Origin of the sequence: Cellulomonas xiejunii (assembly GCF_024508315.1) — a bacterium.
Taxonomy (GTDB): Bacteria; Actinomycetota; Actinomycetes; order Actinomycetales; family Cellulomonadaceae; genus Cellulomonas; species Cellulomonas xiejunii.
Window position 1 is genome coordinate 754124 of sequence record NZ_CP101987.1, and the last position, 17637, is coordinate 771760.

16 protein-coding genes and 1 tRNA gene are annotated in these 17637 nt (G+C 73.9%); 8 read left to right on the plus strand and 9 right to left on the minus strand.

Annotation, left to right across the window (positions count from 1 at the left end; genetic code table 11):
• Positions 1 to 99: 99 nt before the first annotated feature.
• The 3 genes from NP048_RS03625 to NP048_RS03635 all read right to left on the minus strand — a co-directional run bounded on the left by NP048_RS03625 (position 100) and on the right by NP048_RS03635 (position 3718).
• Positions 100 to 1224 (minus strand): ABC transporter ATP-binding protein, encoded by a 1125-nt coding sequence (locus NP048_RS03625; RefSeq protein ID WP_227578125.1) that lies wholly within the window; start codon positions 1222 to 1224, stop codon positions 100 to 102.
• A gap of 219 nt (positions 1225 to 1443) precedes the next feature.
• Positions 1444 to 2286 carry a trehalose-phosphatase gene (gene otsB, locus NP048_RS03630; protein ID WP_227578126.1) on the minus strand — a complete coding sequence of 281 codons (843 nt, stop codon included), beginning with the start codon at positions 2284 to 2286 and terminating at the stop codon, positions 1444 to 1446.
• Positions 2279 to 3718, minus strand: a complete 1440-nt coding sequence (locus NP048_RS03635; protein WP_227578127.1) for an alpha,alpha-trehalose-phosphate synthase (UDP-forming) — start codon at positions 3716 to 3718, stop codon at positions 2279 to 2281. Before NP048_RS03635 ends, otsB begins: the two co-directional genes overlap by 8 nt.
• Before the next feature lie 111 nt (positions 3719 to 3829).
• Between NP048_RS03635 and NP048_RS03640 the strand changes: the two genes are divergently transcribed.
• The 3 genes from NP048_RS03640 to NP048_RS03650 all read left to right on the plus strand — a co-directional run bounded on the left by NP048_RS03640 (position 3830) and on the right by NP048_RS03650 (position 7780).
• Positions 3830 to 6178 (plus strand): serine/threonine-protein kinase, encoded by a 2349-nt coding sequence (locus tag NP048_RS03640; protein ID WP_227578128.1) that lies wholly within the window; start codon positions 3830 to 3832, stop codon positions 6176 to 6178.
• Positions 6179 to 6243: 65 nt separating this feature from the next.
• Positions 6244 to 6780, plus strand: a complete 537-nt coding sequence (locus NP048_RS03645) for a hypothetical protein (protein ID WP_227578129.1) — start codon at positions 6244 to 6246, stop codon at positions 6778 to 6780.
• 79 nt (positions 6781 to 6859) lie between these two features.
• Positions 6860 to 7780 (plus strand): DsbA family protein, encoded by a 921-nt coding sequence (locus NP048_RS03650; protein WP_227578130.1) that lies wholly within the window; start codon positions 6860 to 6862, stop codon positions 7778 to 7780.
• Positions 7781 to 7895: 115 nt separating this feature from the next.
• On the opposite strand, the gene NP048_RS03655 is transcribed toward NP048_RS03650, so the two are convergent.
• Entirely contained in the window at positions 7896 to 8246 is a 351-nt protein-coding gene (locus NP048_RS03655; protein WP_227578131.1) for a VOC family protein, read from the minus strand.
• Positions 8247 to 8609: 363 nt separating this feature from the next.
• On the opposite strand from NP048_RS03655, the gene NP048_RS03660 reads away from it, so the two are divergent.
• Positions 8610 to 8686, plus strand: a tRNA-Thr gene (locus tag NP048_RS03660).
• 1 nt (position 8687) lies between these two features.
• Here NP048_RS03660 and NP048_RS03665 read toward each other — a convergent pair.
• Positions 8688 to 9449, minus strand: coding sequence for a deoxyribonuclease IV (locus NP048_RS03665; protein WP_227578132.1), 762 nt, complete (start codon positions 9447 to 9449; stop codon positions 8688 to 8690).
• A 49-nt stretch (positions 9450 to 9498) separates the two neighbouring features.
• Entirely contained in the window at positions 9499 to 10170 is a 672-nt protein-coding gene (locus NP048_RS03670; RefSeq protein ID WP_227578133.1) for a response regulator transcription factor, read from the minus strand.
• A 103-nt stretch (positions 10171 to 10273) separates the two neighbouring features.
• Between NP048_RS03670 and NP048_RS03675 the strand changes: the two genes are divergently transcribed.
• Positions 10274 to 11425, plus strand: a complete 1152-nt coding sequence (locus NP048_RS03675; RefSeq protein ID WP_227578134.1) for a sensor histidine kinase — start codon at positions 10274 to 10276, stop codon at positions 11423 to 11425.
• 31 nt (positions 11426 to 11456) lie between these two features.
• Here NP048_RS03675 and NP048_RS03680 read toward each other — a convergent pair whose 3' ends face one another.
• Together NP048_RS03680 and NP048_RS03685 are read right to left on the minus strand one after the other, a co-directional pair.
• Positions 11457 to 12299 (minus strand): SGNH/GDSL hydrolase family protein, encoded by an 843-nt coding sequence (locus NP048_RS03680; RefSeq protein WP_227578135.1) that lies wholly within the window; start codon positions 12297 to 12299, stop codon positions 11457 to 11459.
• Between the two features lie 52 nt (positions 12300 to 12351).
• A complete protein-coding gene (locus tag NP048_RS03685) occupies positions 12352 to 13026 on the minus strand; it encodes a uracil-DNA glycosylase (protein WP_227578136.1) in 675 nt (224 codons plus the stop codon).
• A gap of 145 nt (positions 13027 to 13171) precedes the next feature.
• Here NP048_RS03685 and napA point away from each other — a divergent pair, with 145 nt between their 5' ends.
• A complete protein-coding gene (napA, locus tag NP048_RS03690; protein WP_227578137.1) occupies positions 13172 to 13492 on the plus strand; it encodes a nucleoid-associated protein NapA in 321 nt (106 codons plus the stop codon).
• A gap of 99 nt (positions 13493 to 13591) precedes the next feature.
• A complete protein-coding gene (locus NP048_RS03695) occupies positions 13592 to 14203 on the plus strand; it encodes a LytR C-terminal domain-containing protein (RefSeq protein ID WP_227578138.1) in 612 nt (203 codons plus the stop codon).
• A 52-nt stretch (positions 14204 to 14255) separates the two neighbouring features.
• Here NP048_RS03695 and NP048_RS03700 read toward each other — a convergent pair whose 3' ends face one another.
• The gene (locus NP048_RS03700; protein WP_227578139.1) at positions 14256 to 15719 is read right to left on the minus strand and encodes a glycoside hydrolase family 15 protein; all 1464 of its coding nucleotides are present in this window, start codon (positions 15717 to 15719) and stop codon (positions 14256 to 14258) included.
• A gap of 229 nt (positions 15720 to 15948) precedes the next feature.
• Here NP048_RS03700 and groL point away from each other — a divergent pair, with 229 nt between their 5' ends.
• Complete coding sequence (gene groL / locus NP048_RS03705; protein WP_227578140.1) at positions 15949 to 17574, plus strand: chaperonin GroEL; 1626 nt, start codon at positions 15949 to 15951, stop codon at positions 17572 to 17574.
• The last annotated feature ends 63 nt before the right edge of the window (positions 17575 to 17637 follow it).

Consider the following 17637-nt stretch of genomic DNA (forward strand, 5'->3'; position numbering starts at 1 on the left):
TCTCAGGTCTCGGGGACGTCGTGCCCCGACCCTGGCCCACGAGACGCCAGAGGCGGGCCCGGCATGCGCCGGACCCGCCTCCGCGTGTGGTGCTGGGTGTCAGGAGATGCGCTCGCCCGAGCCCGCGTGGAACAGGTGCTGCTCCGTCGGGCGGATGCGGACGAAGATCGTCGCGCCCTTCGGCGGGACCTGGCGGGGGTCGACGCGCACGATGATCTGCGCGTCACCGGCGCCGGAGTGCACCGCGGACGCCTCGCCGAAGTCGTTCGTCAGCGCGCCGTACACGTACGCGTCCGAGCCGAGCTCCTCGACGATGTTGACGATGACCGGGAACGAGTCCGGCGTGCCCTGCGGCACGACGTCCAGCGACTCGGGACGGAAACCGACCGTGATGTGGCCGCGGTCGTCGTCGGTGAGCGTCGTGACGGCCTCGCGCGGGAGCGCCAGACGCGACGAGCCGACCGACGCGGCGCCCTCGAGCACCGGGAAGGTGCCGATGTTCATGGCCGGCGAGCCGATGAAGCCGGCGACGAACACGTTGGCCGGGGTGTCGTACATGTCACGCGGCGTGCCGACCTGCTGCAGGATGCCGTCCTTGAGGACCGCGATGCGGTCACCCATGGTCAGGGCCTCGGTCTGGTCGTGCGTGACGTAGACCGTCGTGACGCCGAGGCGGCGCTGCAGCGACGCGATCTGCGTACGCGTCTGGACGCGGAGCTTGGCGTCGAGGTTCGACAGCGGCTCGTCCATGAGGAACACCTGCGGCTGACGCACGATGGCGCGGCCCATGGCGACGCGCTGACGCTGGCCACCGGAGAGGGCCTTCGGCTTGCGGTCGAGGTACTGCTGCAGGTCGAGGATCTTGGCAGCCTCCTCGACGCGCTGGCGGATCTCCGTCTTCGGCTTGCCGGCGATCTTGAGCGCGAAGCCCATGTTGTCGGCGACCGTCATGTGCGGGTACAGCGCGTAGTTCTGGAACACCATCGCGATGTCCCGGTCCTTGGGCTGCACGTCGGTGACGTCGCGGTCACCGATGAGGATGCGCCCGGCGTTGACGTCCTCGAGACCTGCGAGCATCCGCAGGGAGGTCGACTTGCCGCAGCCGGAGGGGCCGACGAGGACGAGGAACTCGCCGTCCTCGACGTGGAGGTTGAGGGCGTCCACCGCGGGACGCTCGGTCCCCGGGTAGATGCGGGTCGCGTGGTCGAAGCTGACCGTAGCCATGGTTGTACTTTCCCTTCACCGGCAGGTACGTGCCGGACGATCCGTCGTGAAGAGTGTCAACGCAGGTCCACGGGTGCGGGCCTGCTGAGCCCATGTGTCTCCGCTGACACGCAACGAGGGGGGTCCAACGGGCCTCCCTCGTCCGCCGACAGTATGGCACAGGACACAGGGGACCGGACCGGCCGCGGGCATGCAGCGTGCCCTGCACGTGACGTCCCGTCAGGCGCGCGACGCCCGTTCGAGCGCGTCGCGCAGCACGGCCAGCGCGGCGACTCCCGCTGCGGGGTCGGCGACGCGGTGACGCGCGACGGTCGGCCCCCCGCCGACCTTCACCGTCACGTCCTGGGGGTCGAGGGCGGCGAAGGCGTGCTCGTCCGTGACGTCGTCACCGGCGTAGAGCACGACGGGTGCCCCCAGCTCGTGACGCAGCGCCTGCAGGGCCGTCCCCTTGTCCGCCCGGAGGACCGTCAGCTCCACGACGTCCTTGCCGTGCAGCGTGCCGACCCCCAGCTCGGTGCCGAGCGCGACGGCCTCGGCCTCGGCCGGCTCGGCGTCCTGCGGCTCCGCGAGGCGCGTGTGCACGACCACGGCCGTCGGCTTGGTCTCGACCCACACCCCGTCGCGGCCCCGGGCCACCGCCGCCGCGCGCGCACCCAGGACGGCTAGCAGGTCCGCCTCCGTGTGCGCCAGCTCGACGACGTCGCGGTCCAGCCCGAACAGCGTGACGCGCGCACGCTCCACGCCGTGGCTGCCGATGAGGTACGTCCCCGGCGGGACCTCGGCGAGCGTGTGCAGGTCACCCATCGCTCGTCCGGACACCAGGGCGAGCGCGACGCCGTCCAGACCGGCCAGCGAGGCCAGCACCTCGACGCCCGCGGGCAGGATGCGCGACGCGGCCGGGTCGTCCTGGAGCGGGGCGAGCGTGCCGTCGAAGTCCAGGGCGACGAGCAGGGGCCGCGCTGCGGTGTCCGCGGCGACCGCCAGCAGCCGGTCACGCAGGTCGATGGGCACGCCCCCGGCGGCGTCCGTCCCGAGGTCGTCGGGCGCCGGCGCGTCAGGCATGACCGTCCCTCACCGGCACGGCCGTCAGCGCGGCGAGGAACTCGCCCGACCACGCGGCCACGTCGTGGGTCAGCACGCGGCGGCGCAACCTGCGCATCCGCTTGCGCGCCTCCTTGGGGTCGAGGTGCACCGCGTACGTGATCGCGTCCTTCATGCCGTCGATGTCGTGCGGGTTGACCAGGACGGCACCCACCAGCTCGTCCGCGGCGCCCGTGAACTCGCTGAGCACCAGGCAGCCGCGCTCGTCCGACCGCGCCGCGACGTACTCCTTGGCGACGAGGTTCATCCCGTCGCGCAGCGCCGTCACGAGCATGACGTCGGCGGCGAGGTAGAGGGCCGCCATCTCCTCCATGGGGAACGACTGGTGCAGGTACTGCACGGGCGCGTGCCCCACCTGCCCGTGGTCCCCGTTGATGCGGCCGACCAGGAGCTCGACGTCGTCGCGCAGCTGCTGGTAGGCGCCGACGTTCTCGCGGCTGGGGCTGGCCACCTGCACGAGCGTGGTCTGCGTGGCCGACAGCCGCCCGTCCTCGAGGAGCTCGCCGTACGCCTTGATGCGGTGGCGGATGCCCTTGGTGTAGTCCAGCCGGTCCACGCCCAGCAGCAGGTACTCCGGGTCGCCGAGCTCGCGGCGGATCTCCCGCGCGCGCTCCTGGACGGCCTCGGTGCGTGCGAGGTGGTCGAACGCGTGCGAGTCGATCGAGATGGGGAACGCCTGGGCGCGGACGTGTCGCTGCGTCGGGGTGCCCTCGTCGACCGTGATCATCTGCCCGCGCGTCGTCAGGTCCGTCAGGCGCCGCACGATCCGGACGAAGTTCGCCGCGTCCCCGCCGCGCTGGAACCCGATGAGGTCCGCGCCGAGCAGGCCCTCGACCACCTGCTTGCGCCACGGCAGCTGCGCGAAGATCTCCAGCGGGGGGAAGGGGATGTGGTGGAAGTACCCGATGCGCAGGTCGGGCCGCAGCGCGCGCAGGAACGCCGGGACGAGCTGCAGCTGGTAGTCGTGGACCCACACCGTCGCGCCGTGCGCCGCGTTGGCGGCGGCCGCCCGCGCGAAGCGCTCGTTGACGCGCCGGTACGCGTCCCACCACTGCCGGTGGAACTGCGGCGGGGCGATCACGTCGTGGTACAGCGGCCACAGCGTGTCGTTGGAGAAGCCCTCGTAGTACCGCTCGACATCGGTCTCCGTCAGCATCACCGGGACGAGCTCGGTGTTGTCGACCTCGAAGGGCTCGAGCTCGAGACCCGGCGACCCGCCCCAGCCGACCCACGCGCCCTTGGTCTGGGCCATGACCGGCGCGAGCGCGGTCACGAGACCGCCGGGGGACCGCGTCCAGCTCGGCTCTCCCTCGTCGTCCAGGGTCACGTCGACCGGAAGGCGGTTCGCGACGACGACCAGGTCCTGGCCGTCGTGTGGCGCGTCGATGGGCACCGGATCAGCTCCTCGCGGGTGGTTCGGTCTTCGACCCTAGTCGTCCCACGGGTGACACGCTCGGGCGACGTACCGCGCCGTGCGTCGGCCTGACCGGCTAGGTTTCCCGTCATGGAGCGGATCGGTCTGACGCCGGGGTCCCAGATCGGCGGGTACACCATCGTCGCGCCGCTCGGCTCGGGCGGCATGGGCACGGTGTACCGCGCGGTCGACGGCGGCGGCGAGCCCGTCGCGCTCAAGCTGCTGCACCCGCACGTCGCGTCGGACGCTGTCGTGCGCGCCCGGCTCATGCGCGAGGTCGCCGCGCTGCAGCGCCTGCGCCACGGGTCGGTCGCCGCGGTCCTGGACGCCGAGGCCGACTCGACCGAGGCGTTCCTCGTCACCGAGCTGGTCGCCGGGGACACCCTGGCCGAGCGCGTGCGGGCGAGCGGCCCGCTCGACGCCGACGAGCTCCTCCTGCTCGCCGAGGGGCTGCGCTCCGCGCTCACGGCCGTGCACGCGGCCGGCGTGGTCCACCGCGACATGAAGCCCTCGAACGTGCTGCTGACCGACGACGGTCCGGTGCTCATCGACTTCGGGCTCGCGCAGGGCGTGGACGACGACGCGAACCTCACGACGGCCGGCTTCGTGCTGGGCACGCCGGGGTACCTCGCACCCGAGCTGCTCGACGGCGGGGAACCCGGACCGGCGACGGACCTGTGGGGCTGGGCGGCGGTGCTCGCGTTCGCGGCGACCGGGCGCGACCCGTTCGGCACCCGGCCGGTCGAGGCAGTGCTCGCACGGGCCCGCGCGGGCGAGGTCGACCTCGTCGGCGTGGGGCCGCTCACGCGCGCCGCGCTCGCCGGCGCGCTGCGGCCTGCCCCCGCCGACCGCAGCGACCCCGAGGACGTCGTCACGGCACTGCGGACCGTCGCGACGCAGGGCGAGCTGCCGCCCGGTGCGGTGCCGACGATCACGCTCGCGACCGGCGAGGCGTCCGGCACCGCGGTGGGGGCGGCCGCGGCGGCCGCCGGTGGTGCCGCCGCTCTCGCGGCGGCCGCGGCGCGGGACGACGCGGGCGTCGACACCGCCGCGGACGCGGGGGCCGACCCCGACCCCGACGACGAGGACGAGGACGCGCTCGCGGACGGTGTCCCGGAGGGTACGGACAGCGAGACCGACGCCGACGAGGCGGACGGAGACGGCGCGGACGGCGACGAGGCGGACGGCGACGAGGTCGGCGCGGCCGGGGCCGACGTGGACGAGGTCGGCGCGGACGCGGTCGGTTCGGACGAGGTCGACGCTGACGAGGGCGAGGGGACGGACGGCGACCCGGGCGGTGCCCTCGACGAGGAGCTCGACGCGGACGAGGATCTCGACGAGGACCTCGACGCGGACGAGGACCTCGCCGCGGACGACGATCTCGACGCGGACGACGATCTCGACGCGGACGACGATCTCGCCGCGGACGAGGACCTCGCCGCGGACGACGACGGCGTGTGGGACGAGGACGAGCTCGCGACCGAGCTGGTCGCCCAGCGGGCCCCCTCCCCGCGGGACGAGCTGCCGACCGTCGCGGTCGGGACGTCGGCCGGAGCTGCTGCCGGGGCGGTCGTGGCCCCGCCCGAGGCTCCCGTGCACGACGGTCGCACGGTCGCCGTCCCCGTACGGCGTCCCGTCCCGCCGGCCGCACCGCCGGACACGGACCCGGGCGCCGGGGACGAGCGCTCCGACGACGGCACCGACGTCGACGACACCGACGACGATGACGCCTACGTCGACGATCACGACGCCGACCGCGTGGACCTGCTCGACGGGGACGTCGACGAGGCCGGGTGGGCCGACGAGGAAGAGCCCTGGTACGAGCGCCCGCCTGCGCGCCGTCGCTGGGGGTCGCTGCTCGCCCTCGGGGGGGTCGTCGTGCTCGCCGGCATGCTCTACCCGGTCGTGACCGTCGCGGTCGTCCTGGTGCTCGTCGTCGTCGTGCGCACGGTCGGGGGGACCGTCGAGGCGATGCACGGCCGCCGCGAGCGCCGGGGCGTGCGCCGGGGGGACGCGCCCCTCGCCGTGCTCTCGACACCCTGGTACCTGCTGCGCGCGGTCCTGGGTGTGCTGCCGGCGGTGCTCGTCGGCGGTGCGGTGGTGCTCATCGTCGGCGGGCTGGGTTGGTGGCTGCTGGCGTCGGGGCGTTGGGAGATCGGCGGGTCGCCCCCCGGCGCGGAGCCGCAGGGCCGGACGGCCCTTCTGATCGTGGGTGCGCTCGTGGTCCTCGCGGTCGCCTTCCTGTGGTGGGGTCCGCTCTCGCGCATGACGCGCACGGGCGCCCGTCGGACCCTGGCGGCCGTCGCGCCCGCCCCGCTCGGGAGCCTGGTGGTCGTCGTGCTCGCTCTCGTCGCCGCGGTGGTGCTGGCCGACCGCCTTCTGGACGTCCCGCCGATCAGCTGGTGGCCAGCGCCGACGCCCACTCTCCCTCGTCCCTGACCCCGCCTGGGCATTCGGGACCTGAGGTGGGTGACCCGCGGTGCGGGTGGCCCTACCCTGGTCCCGTGCATGCGACGTCGACGGTACGGGCGGTGGCCCCTGCCGTTCGGCGTGCCCGCCTGCCCGTCGCCGCTCGCGTCCCGCTCCTCGGGGTGCTGGCCGGCGTGCTCGCCGTGATGTCCGTCGTCGTGGGTGCGCAAGGACGTGTGCTGCTGCACCAGTGCGTCAGCGCCGACGGGCCGTTGGCGGCCCTCGGTGTGCGGATGGCGGTGCTGCGCTCGGCGTCCGAGTGCCCCGACGGCGCGCTGGGCCTCGGCCCGGTGTCGACGGGCGCCGTGCTCCTGCTGAGCGTCGCGCTGCCCGTGGTCGCCACGCACGTCCTGCTCACCGCGTGCGGCCTGGGCCTCGGCGTGGTGGTCCGCCGTGCTGTGACCGCCGTGGTCGCGCTGCTCGCGTCCGGCCTCGTGCCGCAGGTCGTGACCGCCGGCGTCCCTGACCTGCCCGGCCGTCCGTGCACGCCGGCGTCGGGCGTCGCCGTCCGCGTGCGGCGTGATCGCGGGCACGACCCCGCGCGCCCGCGGCGCGGTCCGCCGGCGCTCTGACGCGCACCGCGCGCAGCACCCAGCACGCACCCAGCACGTCCCCCCGCCGGCTGACCGGCACCCGAGACCAGGAGCACCCATGCCCACGAACGACCCCCGTCCCACCAAGTCGCAGCGGCGCGACGACGCACGCGCCAAGGCGCTCGCGATGCGCCAGGAGCAGGAGCGCAAGGCGAAGCGCACCCGGATGATCGCGATCGGAGGCCTCCTCGCCGCCGTCCTCGTGCTCGGCGCCGTGATCTTCGCGATCGTCCGCCAGGGTCAGGCCAACGCGGAGGCGTACGGCGAGGTCGTGTTCGCCGGCGGCACCGCCAACACCCTCGTCCCCGCGTTCGACGCCATCGACACCCCGGACGTCGCCGACGAGACCGGCGGCGTCCCGATCAGCGCCGCGGGTATCGGTGAGGCCGGCGAGGACGACGTCGTGGTCGAGGTCTACTACGACTTCATGTGCCCCTGGTGCGGGAAGTTCGACCTCGCCAACTCGAGCGAGCTCGAGGCGCTCGCCGCCGACGAGGGCGTGACCGTCGTCTACAAGAACATCGCGTTCCTCGACGGGAACTCGCAGGGCACGTTCTTCTCGACGCGGGCCGCGAACGCGGCGGCGACCGTCGCCGCGGAGGACCCGGAGCACTACACCGACTTCGTCACGGCGCTGTTCGCGAACCAGCCGGACGAGGGGACCGCGGGTCTCAAGGACAAGGAGATCGGCGAGATCGCCCTCGAGGTGGGCGTCCCGCAGGCCGTCGTCGACCAGTTCACCGAGACGGTGGACGGGACGTTCGAGGTCGCGACCTCCGAGGACGAGAAGGAGTCCCGCGAGGGCACGTGGCGCCGGTACGCGCCGTTCGTCGCGGCGACCACGGAGCAGGCAGGGAAGGACCTCGGCGGCCTCAGCACGCCGACCGTGCTGATCGACGGCGAGAAGTGGGAGGGCGACCTGTACACCCCCGGCCCGCTCACCCAGGCGGTCCTCGAGGCCGTCGCCGCCAAGGGCTGACCCGACACGCCACGGGCGCCCGTCCCTCGCGAGGGACGGACGCCCGTGGCCGTGCCGCCGGTACCCAGGCCGCCGGTCTCCTCGGCGGCCTCAAGCTCTGAGCATGACGCGCACGTCAGCCGCCGATCTGCACGATGGAGACGTCCCGGCCGTCCGGGTCGTGCACGGTGACGACGGCGATCTCCGGGGAGTACTGCTCGACGTCGGAGTGCGCGATGCCGAGCGTGTCGAGCTCGGCGAGCGCCGTCACGAGGTCCGGCACCTGGAGGTTGACGCTGCCGCCGGGCTCGGCCGTCGATCCCTCCTCGCGCGGGCTCAGCATCAGGTAGGCGGTGGGTGACAGCTCGAACTCGATGATGCCGTCGTCGGGCTCGGCGTGCTCGCGCCCGAGCAGGCGCGCGTACCACTCGGTCGACGCCTCCAGGTCGCCGACCGTGATCTCGAGGGTGAAGCTCAGCAGGTCCATGGGGTCCTCTCCGTGGGTGACGACGTCGCGGGCGGGGGACGCGTGCCTACCGGGCGACGACTCCTCATGTGCCCCCACGAGCTCGCTTCAGAACGGCGTGCCAGCCCTGCGGAGCCGCCCACGATAGTGCCGGGAGGTAACCGACAAAAGCCCTTCGACGGCACCGTCCCGGGTGTCGACATGGTCACCGGACAGCGTTGTCCCACTGCGAGCGCGCAGTGTTCACATGGCTCGGGTCGCCCAGGTGAGCCACCCCGTCCGACGGGCGCTGGACGCTCGCTACGCACGGTGGTCCGGCACGGTGCGGGCCGTAGTAGCGTGGCGCGTGGTGTGCGGCCGGACTGCCGTTCCGGTGCCCGCCCCGCCTCCTTAGCTCAGATGGCCAGAGCAGCTGTCTTGTAAACAGCAGGTCGTCGGTTCGAATCCGACAGGGGGCTCCACCTAGAGGCCGAGCGCCTCGCGCAGGTACGCGATGTCGTCGGCCTGCGACTCGGCGGGCGTCTCGACGACGACGTCGCAGCCGGCCTCGCGCACGACGTGGGCGATGAGCTCGCGGGGGATCGTGCCGTCGGCGAACCCCGCGTGGCGGTCGCGGCTGGACCCGTGCGGGTCGCGCGAGGAGTTGGCGTGCACCAGGTCGATGCGGCCCGTGATGGCGGTCAGGCGCTCCACGATCGTCTCGAGGTCCTCGCCCGCGGCCCACGCGTGGCACGTGTCGAGGCACACGCCCACGTCGTACCCGCCGATCGCGTCCCACAGCTGCGCCCACCGGTCGAGCGTGCGGGCGCACGCGTTCTCGCCGCCCGCGGTGTTCTCGACGAGGACGCGCACGGGGAACGTGGCACGCTCGAAGGTCTTGCGCCAGTTGTCGATGCCCACCGCGACGTCGTCGCCGTCGCCCACGTGCCCGCCGTGCACGACCAGGCCGCGCGCGCCCAGGTCGGCCGCGGCGGCGGCGTGCTGGGCGATCATGTTGCGGCTCGGGATGCGGATGCGGTTGTTGGTGGACGCGACGTTCACCAGGTACGGCGCGTGCGCGTAGATGCCGAGCCCGGAGGCGGTCAGCGCGTCGGCGTCCTCGCGACGCACCGGCTTCTTCCAGCCCTGCGGGTCGGCGAGGAAGACCTGCACGGCCTGCGCACCCACGCGCGCCGCCTCGGCCACGGGATCCGTACCACGCACGTGCGCACCGATCAGCACCACGACGACCTCCTCGTTCCGGACGGACGGGCGCGCGGAGCACGCGCCGGGATCACAGGGACGGTCCCGTCTCCTCGAGCAGCCGCAGCGTGGCCCTCACCCGCGGGTTGCGCGTGGGCTCGGCGTCGATGCCGAGCGTCGAGTAGACCGCGTACACGTGGTTCTGGACCGACTTCTCCGTGATCTCGAGCCGCGCGGCGATGCCGGCGTTGGAGAACCCCTGCGCGAGCAGCCGCAGCACCTCGTACTGGCGCTGCGTCAGCTGTGAGACCGCGGACCCGACGCGCGGGGCGACCCGGTCGAGCAGGGCCGGGTCGAGCACGGTCTCACCCGCGGCGGCGGCGTGGACCGCGCGCAGCAGGGCCTTCTCGCTCGTCCCGCTGGTCTTCGACAGGTAGCACCAGCCGTGCGCGACGTCGGGCGGCAGGTCCAGCAGCAGGTCCATCGCGTCGTGCGCGGACAGCAGCAGCACGCCCAGGTCGGGCTGCGCGCGGCGCAGCGTGACGCCCAGCGCGATGCCGTTGCCGTCCGGCAGGTCGATGTCGAGGACCACGACGTCGGCGACGCCCGGCTGCAGGATCCTGCGCGCCTCGGCGACGGTGCCGACGGCGGCCACGACGTCGAGGTCCGGCATGTCGGCGAACGTCCGCTCCAGCATCGAGCGGAAGAGGGGCTGGTCCTCGACGAGGGCGACGCGCAGGCGTCGGTTCGGTGGAGGGATCATCCGGACCAGTATGGTCGCGACCGGGGTGTTGCGCCTGCGACGTGCACCGACGGCTGGGCGCACGGCGACGCGAGGGGTGGGGACGATGGCGGGCGATCGTGACATGACGTCCGCCGCCGTGCGGTGGCACGACCTGGCGGCGGACCGTCTGACGCTCCTGCGCGGCACCGGCATCGTCGCGCTGGGCTTTGCACTGGGTGCGTCGATCCAGAGCGAGTGGATCTACTCCGAGCTCGTGCCCGAGTGGGCGCAGGTCGACCTGTGGCGCAGGCTGGCGGCGAACGGCACGGCGGTGCTGGGGCTCGTCGCGGCGCTGGCGGTGCTGCGTGCCCACCGCCCCCGCAGCGTCGTCGCGGTCGTCGGGCGCGCGGCGGTGGCGGCGGTCTTCATGGGCGTGCTGCGGGTCGCGGCGCAGGTGTCGCTCGGTGTGCACCCGCTGGACGACATGCCGACCCTGGTCGCGGAGGTCGTCACCGGCGCGTTCATCGCGTTCGTCTCCGCCGGTATCGGGGTGTGGATGCTCATCTCACGTCGTCGGATGCGCGTCGCGGCGCGCGCGGTCGAGCGGCAGGTGGTGAGCGTCGAGCTGGCGCTGCAGGCGCTGGAGGCGGAGGAGATCCGGGTGCGCCGGCAGGTCGCCGAGGGTCTGCACGGCACGGTCCAGCAGCGGCTGCTGCTGGTGGACGCCCGGCTCGCGGCGGCCGAGGCGCGAGCCGCCGGTGTGCTGCCGGACGTCGCCGAGGAGATCGCCCTGGCACGCGCCGAGCTGGCGCAGTCACGCGAGCAGGACGTGCGGCAGATGAGCAGGCTGCTCTACCCGGAACGGCTCGAGATGGGCCTGGTGCCGGCCGTGCGGGCCCTGCTGGGTCGTCTGCCCGCGACGATCGCGACGCGGCTGCAGGTGGGTGACGAGCTGCGCGCCCTGGACGACCCGTCCGAGGTGGGTCTGACGGTCGCCGAGCGGTTGCTGGCGGTGCGCGTGGTCGAGGAGGCGGTGTCCAACGCGCTCAAGAACGGGCCGCCCGCGCTCGTCGAGGCGGAGCTCGACCTGGTGGCCGACGAGCTGCGGATCGTCGTGTCCAACGACGGCGACCCGTACGTGCCGCCCGCTGAGCCCGACCCGGCGTCGGGCACCGCCCGGCTGGACCAGCGTCTGCGGCTCGTGGGTGGCGCGCTGCGTGTCGTGCCGCGCACCCCGACGGGTGCACGGGTGGAGGCCACCATGCGGCTCGGGGTCCTCGTCGACGACCGCTGAGGCGACGGACCGCACCGGCGCCGCCGGGCGATCACTCCACGGGGATCGCCCGCGGCCGCTTCGCCGTCAGCAGGTCCCCGGACGACCGTCGCCGCAGTCGCCGCGTCGCCCACGGGTAGGCGTGCTCGCGCAGCCAGCGGGCGTCCTGCCGGGCCCGGGCGAGCCGCGGCACGGGGGGCAGGGGGGCGAGCGGGTCGTCCCAGTCGGCGCGGTCGGGCGCCTGGCCGAGCGCGACCAGCGCACCCTGCGCGACGCGTGCGTGCCCGTCGGTGGTGAGGTGGATGCGGTCCTCGGACCACATGCGCCAGTCGCGCAGGCTGCGCATGCCCCACGGGTCCAGGACGTAGGCGCCGTTGCGCCGTGCGATCGACCAGATGTGCGCGTTGAAGACGCCGGTGCGGGCGCGCGTCGCCCGCACCAGCGGGCTGTCCCGCGTGTCGAAGCCGGTGCTCAGCAGCACGTCCACGCCGCGCGAGCGCACCTGCGCGACCACACGCTCGATGTCGGCCGCCACGCGGTCCACGTCGACCGACGGGCGCAGGATGTCGTTGCCGCCGCCGACGATGCTGATCAGGTCCGGCTGGAGCTCGAGCGCTGCCGGCACCTGGTCCGTGAGGATCGAGCGCACGAGGCGGCCGCGGATCGCGAGGTTCGCGTACTGCAGGGGGTCGAGGCCGGCGTCCGTGCGGCGGCGTGACAGGTGGGACGCGAGCTGGTCGGCCCACCCGCGCAGCGGCGCCTCCGGCCCGTCGGGCGCGTCCCACAGCCCCTCGGAGAAGGAGTCGCCGCACGCGACGTAGCGGGTCCAGCGCGGCGGACCGGGAGGCAGGGGAGCACCGGCGGTCGTCGGTCGGGACCCCTCGTGCGACGTCATCCCCCCATCATGCGACGAACCGGACGCATCCGGGCCCGTGTCCGCCCACGGATCACGGCAGGCGCCAGTCCACGGGGTCGGCGCCCTGCTCGCGCAGCAGCGCGTCCACCTGGGAGAACGGGCGGGAGCCGAAAAACCCGCGCGACGCGGACAGCGGGCTGGGGTGCGCGCTCGCGACGACCGGGACGTCGCGCAGGGCCGGGCGCAGCGACTGCGCGTCGCGTCCCCACAGGACCGCGACCAGCGGTCCACCTCGCTCCACCAGCGCCGCGATCGCCTGGTCCGTGACCTGCTCCCAGCCCTTGCGGCGGTGCGAGCCTGCCTCGCCCGGGCGCACGGTGAGCACCCTGTTGAGCAGCATGACGCCTTGGTCCGCCCACGGCGTGAGGTCACCCGTCGTCGGCCGCGGCACGCCCACGTCGGCCACGAGCTCACGGAAGATGTTGTCGAGCGACCGGGGCAGCGGGCGCACGCTCGCCTGGACCGAGAACGACAGCCCCATCGGGTGCCCGGGCGTGGGGTAGGGGTCCTGGCCCACGACCAGTACGCGCACGTCCGCGAGCGGGCGGTGGAACGCGCGCAGCACGGCGTCCGCCGCGGGCAGGTACTCCCGCCCGGCGGCGACCTCGTCGCGCAGGAACTGCCCGGCAGCACGCAGTGCCGGCTCGGCGGGGGCCAGCGCGCGCGCCCAGTCCGCCGCGACCAGGTCCTCCAGTGGTGCGTTCACGGCGACGCAGGCTACCGCTCGCAGGCCTGCCGGCGACGGATCGGCGGACCGCGGTGCCACCCGCGCGTGCGAATGACACCCGTGTCGTTCGCCGCGTACGATGCCGGGCGGAGCACTGAGGGCACGGCGCGCGAGGAGGAGAGCCATGGACGGCACAGCCGGCACGGCGACCCACGTGGTCGGGGGCGACCTGCGCGACGACGAGCGCGGCAGCGACGGCTTGAGCCCGCGCGACCGTGAGGTCCTCGCGTTCGAGCGCCAGTGGTGGAAGTACGCGGGGGCCAAGGAGCAGGCCGTCCGCGAGCTCTTCGACATGTCGGCCACCCGGTACTACCAGCTCCTCAACGCGCTCATCGACGACCCCGCCGCGCTCGCGCACGACCCGATGCTCGTCAAGCGGCTGCGCCGCATGCGCTCGTCGCGCCAGCGGGCCCGCACCGCGCGCCGCCTGGGCGCCGAGGCCTGAGGACCGCGTGCCCGGTACGTCCAGGTCGCTCCTGGATGGTCGGCGGCCCGGCGGCGGGGCGTGCCCTGCCCGTCGCGGCGAGCGGTTAGCCTTGCGGCCGTGAGCAAGGCCGACTACCCCTACCCCGAGGACGAGTTCGACGCGATCTCGCCCGACGCGCCGACCGGCGTCCACCGTGCGCCCCGGTCCGCGTGGAGCCGGTGGTGGCCGTTCGTCGTCGTGCTCGTGGTCGTGCCCGTGATCGCCTACGGCGCGGTCGCGTACCTGTCGCGGACCGGTGACCTGCCGCTGGCGGGTGGCTCGTCCCAGGAGCAGGAGGCGCCGGCCGTGCCGCCGGAGGACGCCGCCGCGGGCGAGGGGACCGGCGAGGAGCCCCCCGCGGACGCCGAGCCCGAGCAGCCGGCGACGGAGGAGCCCCCGGCGCCGGAGCCGGACCTCGCGACACCGGTCTCCGTGCTCAACGGCGCGCGCGTCTCCGGGCTCGCGGGTCGCGTGGCCGAGGAGCTCCAGGGCGTGGGCTTCACCGCGGTGTTCCCCGACAACGCCAGCGGCAGCCTCCCGTCCGCGTCGACCGTCTTCATCACGTCCGAGGACCTGCGCCCCACGGCCGAGCTCGTCGCCTCCACCGTCGGGATCCCGGCGATCGAGGTGGCACCCCAGCAGGCCGGCGGCGGGATCACCGTCGTGCTCGTCACCGACCCCGACGCCTGACCGGCGGCACCCGCACGACCCGTTCGGCCCGCCGCGTGACAGCGGGCGGGCGTCACGTCGGTGACGCGCGTCCGGTGTCGAGGGCGTCGATCGCGAGGAGCACGCACGCCGCGCTCCACCCGAGCGGCGCGACCGCGGCGGGTGTGCCGTCCGCCAGGAGCTTCTCGGGGATCGCACCGGACGACGTCCGGTGGCGCTCGACGACGCCCAGCCAGCGCCCCGCCCCCGCGGCGTCGCCCTGCTCGGCGGCCACCCACGCGTACAGCGTCGTCTGCGGCGTCCACGACACCCCGTCACGGCGCCAGCCGCCCCCGGGTGCCAGCCCCTGCGCGGGCCGCAGCATGGACGGCACGGACGCCTGCCACGCGGCGCCGGCGTCGGGGGGTGGCTGCGCCCAGAACGGGGCGAGGACGAACGCGCTCGCCGCGTCCGGCAGCGTGCGTGTCGCGTACCGGCCGTATCCCGTCGGCCCGAACGCGTCGACGACCGCTTGGCGCGCGCGGGCAGCACCTGCCGCGGCCGCTGTCGCGGGACCGCGCAGACCGGCCGCGTCGAGCACGACCGCCGCCTGCTCGAGCCCGGCGACCAGCGGCGCGGCCGTGCCGAGCGTCACCTCGCCCTCGGCGACCTCCCAGTAGTCCGGCGAGGCGGGCGGCAGCCCACCCGCGACGAGCCGCAGGGCGCGTCCGGCGGACCGCTCCACGAGCGGCGCCAGCCGCCGCGCCTCGGTGGTCCGGTCGGTGTCGTCCACCTCGGCGAGGACGAGGCCGGCCGCCCACATCGCCCACCCCGTGCCGTCCGTCTGCAGCCCGCGGTCGTCCGGCGGGCCGGAGCCGTCCGGCAGGTACCGCGCGTGGAACGACCCGTCGGGCGACTGCACGTCCGCGAGGAAGTCGAGCACCGCGAGCGCGTCGTCGACGTGGCCCGTGCGGGCCAGCGCGACCGCGACGAACGCCGAGTCCCGGGGCCACACGTAGCGCCAGTGCGGCGACCAGCCGGCGACGACGACACCGTCCGCGACCGTCAGCGAGTGCAGGTCCAGCAGGGCGGCGCGCGCGAGGTCCTCGTGAGGGCCGCCCGCCCCGGGGACGCGACCGGCGGCGATCCACGCGAGCTGCTCGTCCGCGGCGGCCGCGGCGGCGCGCGGCCCGACGGCGACGGTCGTGGTCGGGGTCGCGCCGACCGCGCTCGCGAGCACTGCGGCCGCCGGGTGCGGCACGCGCGTGCCCGGCAGGTAGACCGCGAGGGCGTCCGACGGGACGCCGTCACGCGCGCCGTCCGGCAGGACCGACACGGCCTGCTGGTAGAGCGGGATCTGCGCGTCGGCGAGGGCGCCCACCCCCCGGCCGACGCCCGCGGCCGCTCCGGTTCCGACGGCGACGTCCGCGAGGTCCGTGCCCCGCGCGACGCCAGGGGTCGCGCCCATCGTGCTCGTGATCAGCAGCATGCCGCCCAGCAGGGTGACCGCGCCGGCGCGGGTGCGCAGGGCGCGGCTCACGACGACCGTGTCGAGCACAACGAGCACCTTAGGGGTTCGCGCTCGGCGCAGGGGCAGACGGGTCCGCTGCTTGCACTCGAAGGGGTCGAGTGCTAACCATTGACTTAGCACTCTCCGGTGGAGAGTGACAGAATCAACCCGGCCGTCAGGTGAGGGTCGTCGCGAGCGGGACGTGAGCGCGCGCGACGGTCCGTCCGTCGCGGGCACCGACCGGCCACCCACGAACTGGAAGAAGGATCACAGCCCCATGGCCAAGATCATCGCCTTCAACGAGGAGGCCCGACGGAGCATGGAGCGTGGGCTCAACGTCCTCGCTGACACCGTCAAGGTCACCCTGGGCCCGAAGGGCCGCAACGTCGTGCTCGACAAGAAGTGGGGCGCGCCGACGATCACCAACGACGGCGTCTCCATCGCCAAGGAGATCGAGCTCGAGGAGCCGTTCGAGCGCATCGGCGCCGAACTCGTCAAGGAGGTCGCCAAGAAGACGGACGACGTCGCCGGTGACGGCACGACGACCGCGACCGTCCTGGCCCAGGCGCTCGTGCGCGAGGGTCTGCGCAACGTGGCCGCCGGCGCCAACCCGATCGCCCTGAAGAAGGGCATCGAGAAGGCCGTCGAGGCCGTCACGGCGCAGCTCCTGGCCCAGGCCAAGGAGATCGAGACCAAGGAGGAGATCGCGGCCACCGCCGCCATCTCCGCCGGTGACCCCGCGATCGGCGAGCTCATCGCCGAGGCCCTCGACAAGGTGGGCAAGGAGGGCGTCATCACCGTCGAGGAGTCGAGCGCCCTCGGCCTCGAGCTCGAGCTCACGGAGGGCATGCGCTTCGACAAGGGCTTCCTGTCGGCGTACTTCGTGACGGACCCCGAGCGTCAGGAGGCCGTCCTGGAGGACGCGTACGTCCTGCTCGTCGAGTCCAAGGTCTCGAACGTCAAGGACCTGCTGCCGCTGCTGGAGAAGGTCATCCAGGCCGGCAAGCCGCTGCTCATCGTGGCCGAGGACGTCGAGTCCGAGGCGCTGGCGACGCTCGTCGTCAACCGCATCCGCGGCATCTTCAAGTCCATCGCCGTCAAGGCGCCGGGCTTCGGCGACCGCCGCAAGGCGATGCTGCAGGACATGGCCGTCCTCACCGGTGGCCAGGTCGTCTCCGAGACCGTCGGTCTGAAGCTGGACCAGGTCGGCCTCGAGGTGCTCGGCACCGCGCGCAAGGTCGTCGTGACCAAGGACGAGACCACGATCGTCGAGGGTGGCGGCGACGCGGCCCTGATCGCGGGCCGCGTCAACCAGATCCGTGCCGAGATCGAGAACTCGGACTCGGACTACGACCGCGAGAAGCTCCAGGAGCGCCTCGCGAAGCTCGCCGGTGGCGTCGCCGTCATCAAGGCGGGCGCGGCCACCGAGGTCGAGCTCAAGGAGCGCAAGCACCGCATCGAGGACGCCGTGCGCAACGCCAAGGCGGCCGTCGAGGAGGGCATCGTCGCCGGTGGCGGCGTGGCGCTCATCCAGGCCGGCAAGGTCGCGTTCGAGAAGCTCGAGCTCGAGGGTGACGAGGCGACCGGTGCCAACATCGTGAAGTACGCGATCGAGGCCCCGCTCAAGCAGATCGCCATCAACGCCGGCCTCGAGGGCGGCGTCGTGGCGGAGAAGGTCCGCAACCTCCCGGCCGGGCACGGCCTCAACGCCGCGACCGGTGTGTACGAGGACCTGCTGGCCGCGGGCGTCAACGACCCGGTCAAGGTCACGCGCTCGGCGCTGCAGAACGCCGCGTCCATCGCGGCGCTGTTCCTCACCACGGAGGCCGTCGTGGCCGACAAGCCGGAGAAGTCGGCCCCGGCCGGCGGCGGCGGTGGCGAGGACTTCGGCGGCGGTTTCTGAGTCGCTGAGCACCACCTGAACGGCCCGACGGCCGGTCACCCTCCGGGGTGGCCGGCCGTCGGC